Raw genomic sequence first — 5350 nt, 5'->3', positions numbered from 1 at the left:
GTTGACGCATGACAAGTTCATGTTTGCTCAGAGGCCCAGGCCCCTCACCCCAGCCCTCTCCCCGAAGGGGCGAGGGAGCAATGCAGGCCAGTTCGCTGTGGTCCGCTTCGAAGTAACGCATTTCGGCTCCCTCTCCCCCGGCGGGGGGAGAGGGTTGGGGTGAGGGGTCTCCCAAAAATCACCCCCATCTCCGTCAAGGCAACCCGACGGCCCTCCACCGTCGCCCGCACCTGCTCGACCTCTCGCCGACACCCGTTTGGCGATGAAGAAGGCCTTTTACACATCAAGAGCCGTGACCTCCAAGCAAGGTTCAGATAGTGAGGTTGTCGTGCATCACCGACGGCGAGAAGTCGACGGCGTTTGCGGGCTTTCGTCCATCGGCCCACGCCTGTAGCGTGTCGGCAGTCATTGGCTTGGCAAAGTAGAAGCCCTGCAGTTCATCGCAGCCCAGACCGACCAGGATGTCGCGCTGGCCGACGGTCTCGACTCCTTCGGCCACCACCCGCAGACCCAGCGCGTGCGCCAACTGGATCACGGCGCTCACGATTGCTCGCGCGTCACCGCTTTCCTCGACGTCGCCGACGAAGCTGCGGTCGATCTTGAGCTGACGTGCCGGCAACTGGCGCAGGTAGCTCAGGCTCGAATACCCGGTGCCGAAGTCGTCAATCGAGAGGTAGACACCGATGCGGGCCAGGCCTTCGAAGGCGCGCTGCGTGGCTTTGATGTCTTTCATGGCCACCGATTCGGTGATCTCGCACAGCAATTGCGACGGGGCGATGTGATTGCGCGTGAGTGCCTGCTCGATGCGCTCGACCAGCTCGTCTTGGCGCAGTTGGTGAGCCGACAGGTTGATAGCCATTCGCATGCGAAGGCCGTCCCTGGCCCATGCCTGCATCTGGCGACATGCCTCGTTGATGACCCAGTTGCCGAGGCTGTTGATCAGGCCGAAGCGCTCGGCAATCGGAATGAAGACACCAGGGCTGACGATGCCATGCTCCGGATGGTTCCAGCGCAGCAAGGCCTCTACGCCGCGGATTTGCCCAAGCCGCCCGTCGATCTTGGGCTGGTAGTAGAGCTGCAATTGCCCAAGCTCGACGGCGTGGCGCAAGTCATTCTGCATGCTCAATTGCTCGAGCGCGCCTGCGTCCATGTGCGACTCGAACAGCGCATAGTTGTTGCCGCCGGCTCGCTTGGCTTCATACATCGCAGCGTCGGCGTGTGCGACGAGCTTGTCCTTTTCGCCATGATCAGGGTAGGTGACGATGCCGACCGAGCCGGAGATCTCGACTCGCCGGCCGCCAATGTCGAAGGGGCGGGCCAGCACCTCGATCAGGCGGCGAGCCAAGGTGACGCAGTCGGCCATGCTGCCGACGTCTTCCATCAACAGTACGAATTCATCGCCGCCAATGCGTGCAACCGTGTCGCTGTCGCGTGCGGCGACGCGCAGACGCAAGGACGCTTCTTTCAGCACTTCGTCGCCGACGGCATGACCCAATGAGTCGTTGACCGTTTTGAAGCCGTCGAGGTCGACGAAGAGCACCGCGATCTTTTCTGCATTGCGCTGCGCGACGCTCTCCGCTGCGCGGTCGACACGGCGAAGCGAATGCATCAAGCGGTCTTCAAACAGCACGCGGTTGGGCAGGCCGGTGAGGGGGTCCATGAAGGCTCGCCGCTGCAGTTCGCCATTGACGGTTTGCAGTTGCGCATTGGCGACCTTGAGCGAACTGGCGAGCAGCGCAGTCTTGCTTTGCATCCGCGCGTCGTGGGTCGATGTGAACAAGGTCATTGCGAGCAGCGCCAACGACGACAGCGCAATCAGCGCACCGAGGCTGTTGCCTGCCAGCGCGTTCACACTGAGGCAAATGGCGCCGCTGGGAAAGCTTGCCGCAGCCATGGCGGTGTAGTGCATGCCGCAAATCGCGCAGCCCATCACCAGCGCCGCAATGCCTTGGTACATGCGGCCCTGCTTGTCATTGACCTTGCGCAGCCAGAAGAAGATCAGCAGGGCTGCTGCCGAAGCGCCCACGGCGATCAGACCCGAGCAGGCGACGAGCAGAGGGTTCCAGACGATGCCGGGCGCCATGTCGAGCGCTGCCATGCCGGTGTAGTGCATTGCGCAGATGCCCAGGCCCATGGCCAGCGCTCCGCCCGCCAGTCGCTGCCAGGTGAGCGAGCCGCTGCTCGCGACATGCAGCGCCACGGCAGACACGGCGATGCCCGCGATCCACGAAGCCACGGTCAACGCATAGGTGTAGCCCAGCGCGATCGGCAACGAAAACGCCAGCATGCCGACGAAGTGCATGCACCAGATGCCGGTGCCCATGGCGATCGAGCCGCCAATCCACCAGTTCAGGGCCACGCCGCGATCCTGAGCACACACGCGCTTGGCCAAATCGAGCGCCACATAGGACGCGAACGTTGCAATCACGAGCGATGTCATGACGCCCCAGGGGTCGTGGCTGGCAGGCAGATAGAACACGGTGTTCGCCTCGTTGAAAGTTGGCAGGCTCTTCGCCAACGCCATCTTCTGTTCGGCAGCGCGTGCATCGAATTGCGCACTACCGCAGAAGACTTTGTTGCAGTGCACACGTCTTCAGTGAGAAGTTTCACAGTCTGCGAACGCAGCACAACAAAGGCCCACTGCCGGGGCACAACCGTGATTGCTCAGAGTGAGAGGCTGAGATACTCTCAGCTGCTCACACCAGAGATTGAACGTGATTGCCGCGAGAAGCTACTTGACTCAGAGCTATGCCAGGCTCACCGCATTGTTCGGACGCGGTCTGGTGCTGGCGGTGACCTTGATTTTCATCGTCTGCCTCGCGGTCAGTCTGGTGGCGTTTGGATTCTTCAACTCCGCCGCACCCAGCACGCTGACCATCACCAGCGGACCCGAAGGGAGCGCGTTCAGGAAGAACGCCGAGCAGTACCAGAAGATCCTTGCGAAGGAAGGCGTCACGCTGAAGATTCTTCCCTCGGAAGGGTCGCATGAGAACCTGCAAAGGCTGGCCAACCAGAAGGTCACTGTGGACGTGGGCTTCGTGCTCGGTGGCGAGGCCAAGAGCGCTGCCGCGGAAAACCTGGTGTCGCTGGGAAGCATTTCATACCAGCCGCTGATGATCTTCTATCGGGGCGAGCGCAAGCGATTGATGTCGGAATTCAAAGGACTGCGCATCGACATCGGCCCGGAAGGCAGCGGCAGCAACAGCCTCGCACACACACTGCTCGCGGCCAATGGCATCAAGACAGGTGACGGCACAACCTATGTAGACACGGAGGCGGACGACACCATTCGGGCGCTGCGCGAAGGGCGCATAGACGCGATCTTCGCAATGAGCGATTCGAGCCCCAGCGCGGTGATTCGCCAATTGCTGCACACGCCAGAAATTCACCTTTTCAACGTGACGCAGGCTGATGGCTACTCGCGCCGCATCCCATATCTGAACAAGCTGCATCTCCCACAAGGAGCGCTCGACTTCGGTGAAGACATTCCATCCGAGGACGTGCAGTTGATCGGCCCGACGGTGGAGCTTGTGGCGAGGGACAGCCTGCATCCGGCACTCTCCGACCTGTTGCTCGAAGCCGCGCGCGAAGTGCATGGCAAGGCAGGCCTGTACAAGAAGCGCGGCGAATTTCCGGCTCCGCTGGAACACGAGTTCCGCATCAGTCCGGATGCCACGCGCTTCTACGCGTCGGGCAAGAGCTTTCTGTACCGCACCTTCCCGTTCTGGATGGCGAGCCTGATCGCTCGCATCGTGGCCGTTCTGGTGCCGGTGGTGCTATTGCTCATCCCGGCGTTCAAGATTGTTCCCGCGCTTTATCGCTGGCACATGACCTCGCGCATCTATCGCTGGTACGGGGCCTTGCAGCGGCTTGAACGCGACGCACTCAAGCCGTCGGTGGACGCCATGCGTCGCGAGGAACTGGTCCGGCACCTCGATCACATCGAGACTGCCGTCGCCAAGATCGTGATTCCGCCGGCTTTCGGCGATCTCTTCTACGGGCTGCGCGGACATATCCGGTCCGTGCGTGCCAGCCTCCTCGACGAACCTGTGTCCTTGTCCAATCCACAGGCGGCGAACGATGCCGCGAGGCAAGAGCCGGTCGCCAGTCGCTGACGCAGCTTGGCGAAGGCCTGGCTTGCAAGACGTCTGACCGTTCCGCTCCTCAGAGGCTGAGAGTTTTTCGATCATGCCCGCTCATCACGCCAAAAGCCCCCTGCTCGTCGTTGCAAATGCTCGCCATAGCCAAGCTGTGGCTGCGCTTTGCGCCTAGATCAGCGCCCTTTTGACGTGCTGCTCGGACACGTTCGAAATACTCTCAGCCTCTCAGCCTCTCAGGCGACCAGGCGCTCCGGTGGGGCATCGGCGGGCATTGAACGCGCTGCCGTCAAGGCCACGTGCTCGAAGCGGTCTGCATACTCGCGCAGCAGTCCCGCCATCATGTGCGCGTGCTCCGCGTCTTCGAACTTTGCGATCGTGCATCGGCGGGCGAGCTCCGCCTCGAAGCCGTAGTCGAGCTTCTCGAGCGGGGTGTTGCCGTGACCGTCGTAGGCAGCGGCGTCGGTGCAGGCAGCCATCGATTGAGCCGCGACGTCGAGGAAGAATCGACGGTTGGGCTCACGCACGTGATAGACCAGTTGAGAAGCGAAGTACACACACGCGTCTCCCTCCGGGCCGGTCACGACGACGGTTTCACCCTGCAGGCTTTCGTTTGCGCGACCTTGGGAAAAGCCGACGTCACGAGCGCGCCATGTCTGCTCAAACATGACCACATTGCATTCGTCGGCGTTCGGTCGACGACGCCGCATGCCCTCTGGAGAAGGGCCGAGAAGCATGGTGGCTTCAGGACTGGGTACACCGACGAGTCCTCGTTCGAGGGCATGGTGCATGGCACTGACGACGCTATTGACCGGATTGCGCAGGTTCATGGGGTGATACCTCAAATCGTGGCCAACGCGTGATCGGTGGCCGATGAGGTGACAGTAGATGGAGCCAGCTTTCAGCGATGCGTGTGTGCGAAGTGCAGTCGCGTTACGCGAAATCTCGCCAGAAAGCATGCTCCCTGGAAGAGCGAGTCATAGGTTTAGGACCCGGTACGAGCCGGCCCGGTAGGGGGCCGCCCATCAGTCTCTGAGCCCGTCGCGAGCAATTCAGCAAGCGTTCGCGAACCCTGCGGCCTTGCGCCGCAGTTGATTCAACAGGGCCGAGTCCACCTTCCCGCGGTGGACTCGGGCGTCGAAGTTGCCGAGGCGTTGCTGGATCTCCTCCCATCGCGCACCCAGATTCTTCTGCTTTCCCGTCTTCACGTGGACCGCGGTGAATTGATCGAACGGCAGCGTCATGGCCTGCTC

The 5350-nt window shown here is 61.9% G+C and carries 4 protein-coding genes; 1 reads left to right on the top strand and 3 read right to left on the bottom strand.

The features are described from left to right. Positions 1-310: 310 nt before the first annotated feature. Positions 311-2440: a putative bifunctional diguanylate cyclase/phosphodiesterase gene (locus AC30NL_RS22330; RefSeq protein WP_489466178.1), complete on the bottom strand. Its 2130-nt coding sequence runs from the start codon at positions 2438-2440 to the stop codon at positions 311-313. A 274-nt stretch (positions 2441-2714) separates the two neighbouring features. On the opposite strand from AC30NL_RS22330, the gene AC30NL_RS22325 reads away from it, so the two are divergent. Beyond that, positions 2715-4115, top strand: coding sequence for a TAXI family TRAP transporter solute-binding subunit (locus AC30NL_RS22325; protein WP_489466177.1), 1401 nt, complete (start codon positions 2715-2717; stop codon positions 4113-4115). A 218-nt stretch (positions 4116-4333) separates the two neighbouring features. On the opposite strand, the gene AC30NL_RS22320 is transcribed toward AC30NL_RS22325, so the two are convergent. Beyond that, positions 4334-4927, bottom strand: a complete 594-nt coding sequence (locus tag AC30NL_RS22320) for a hypothetical protein (RefSeq protein WP_489466176.1) — start codon at positions 4925-4927, stop codon at positions 4334-4336. Between the two features lie 222 nt (positions 4928-5149). Continuing rightward, on the bottom strand, positions 5150-5350 hold a 201-nt coding region (locus AC30NL_RS22315; RefSeq protein WP_489466175.1), incomplete at its 5' end, for a hypothetical protein.

Origin of the sequence: Rhizobacter sp., from assembly GCA_021153565.1 — a bacterium.
Classification (GTDB): Bacteria; Pseudomonadota; Gammaproteobacteria; order Burkholderiales; family Burkholderiaceae_C; genus Albitalea.
This window is presented reverse-complemented; position numbering and strand designations above follow the sequence as displayed.